The sequence below is a fragment of the Elusimicrobiaceae bacterium genome (genome assembly GCA_017528825.1).
Classification (GTDB): Bacteria; Elusimicrobiota; Elusimicrobia; order Elusimicrobiales; family Elusimicrobiaceae; genus Avelusimicrobium.
Genome location: JAFXOI010000038.1, coordinates 1 through 1,999, shown reverse-complemented (window position 1 = coordinate 1,999; position 1,999 = coordinate 1). Strand labels below are relative to the sequence as shown.

1 protein-coding gene is annotated in these 1,999 nt (G+C 53.5%); it reads left to right on the top strand.

Translation table 11 applies throughout. The annotated features are described in order from the left end of the window. On the top strand, positions 1 to 1,999 hold a 1,999-nt coding region (locus IKN49_06755), incomplete at both ends, for a hypothetical protein (protein ID MBR3632736.1).

Here is a 1,999-nt window from a genome sequence, read left to right as displayed (position 1 = left end):
AATGGGTAGATTTAGCGTGGTTAACGTGGTTGGTGTATGATGTAGCGGTGAGTGTGGTGCGGGCAGGGTTGAGTGCGTGCCGTGCGGGTATGTTTATTGTACGGGATGCGCGTGCGATGCGGAGTTCTGCCAACATATTGAGTAAGATGCGTAGTGTAGTGCGCACGCAGCGGGCAGGGAAATACGGGGTAGAAGGTTTTTGGAAGTTAAGAGGAGAGAAGTTTGTATTTAATGCGCGGAAGTTGAAGATAAAACTGACACCTTCAGTGGGGCGCAGCATAGCGGAGTCGGAGGTGTTGGCGCAGATGAGAGCGGGGTATGCGCAGTATTTACGTGGAGCGGGGGCGAAGGCAGGGCGTTCGTTATCGCAGCGTGTGCCGATGAGTGCGTGGGATAAAGCGCGTGCATTAACGGCGATGGATGTGCCGCATGCGTTTGAGGTACCGCAGTGGTTGAAGAGTGTAGGGAGCAGTGAACGTGGAGCGACGCGGTATGCGCTCAAGTACGGATATGCGGTGTTAGGAGAGTCTGGAGCGGTGCGCAGTGAAGCGGAGCAGTTGTTGGTGAGCTGGGCGCGTGAGAACGGCAGTTTGGTAGAGCGCGGCGGGTATTTGTATTTGCCGGCGGACACGAAGGTGCCGGGGTATATCTCTGCGGCGATGAACGGAGAGATAACGCCGCAGGCGGCGATGCGGATGAAGTATGCGCAGCAGAACAAGTTGTATGAATTGGGTCCGAAGAACGGGGTACGCAGCGAGGTGCAGCAGAAGGCGTATGACTGGTTGGCGAAGAATAACCGGATCCGTGAATATGACGGATATTTGTATATAAGCCAAGAGGGGCAATACCCGACGCATGTAATAGAAGGTGTGCAAGGGAAGTTGGATTTGGCGGGATTTGAGCGCGGGCAGCAGCAATATGAACGTGCGGTGTTTGCGCAGCAGAACGGGTTGCGCGAAGTAGGACCGCGCAGTGGATTTAGTCGTCAGCAAATTCGCCGCATGAAAGGGTCGGGTGCGGTGGAGCATGAAGGATATTTGTATGCGCGTCCGGATGCGAAAGTGTGGCAACAGCGCAGTTATGTAGTCGGTTTAGACGGTAAACCGATACGCGCGAACCAGCCGGTGCAGGTATGGACGAATGTAGGCCGTAATGAGTCGGTGGTATCTGACGGTGCGGTGAGAACAGCGGCGGTCAAGCCGGCGGCAAAACCGGTAGTAGAAGCCGAGCCGGTAGCGCAAGAAAATCCGTATTTGGCGCAAGCGGAAAAAATCCACGAAGAAGCGGCGCAACGTGCGGCGATGCGTGCGCAAATCAAACAAGCGCGTTTGGCGAAAATAGATAAATATACATTTGGATTAGGCAGTAAAGTTAAGGGATGGCGTATTGGTCGTAAGATCCGCCAAGGTATAACGAGTGTTATGACGGCGGGGATGTTGACGGCGGCGTCTCCGGCGATGGCCGTAAGCGAAGCGGCACCGGTGGCTATTGAGCAAACGGCGGGAGCTGTTGCGCGGACGTCCATGTTACCTGCGGAAGGGTTGTTAATAGATCCCAAGGTAGTAGAAAAAGGGTTGCCGGGTGTGATGAGTTTGCCGATGCCGAGTCTGAGTGCAGAAACGCGTTTATTAACGGTAGGCGAGATCTCGGAAAAATTGGCTGCGCAACAAAAAGCATTTAATAGTTTTATCCAAATGCAACAAACTATGTTGCTCAGTAAAGAAGGCGTGCGTCTGGCCGCAGTGCGTGAGGGACTCTCCCCCGCCGCAATCAGCTGGCGTATGGGACTCTATAACGTCAGCCATGCCTTCGATCACTTGCGTCTGGGTGTGCAAAAGTTTGAGTTGCGTAATAACCCCTATTATAAAGCTTATCAGCAAGATTTAGCCCTGCGCGCCCAACAAGCCGCACAACAAGCGGCGGCTGAGGCGGCTGTCAAAGAAGCTTTAACAAAATATAACATCTTTGACGCAGACGGTAAGATTAATGAACAAGCTTT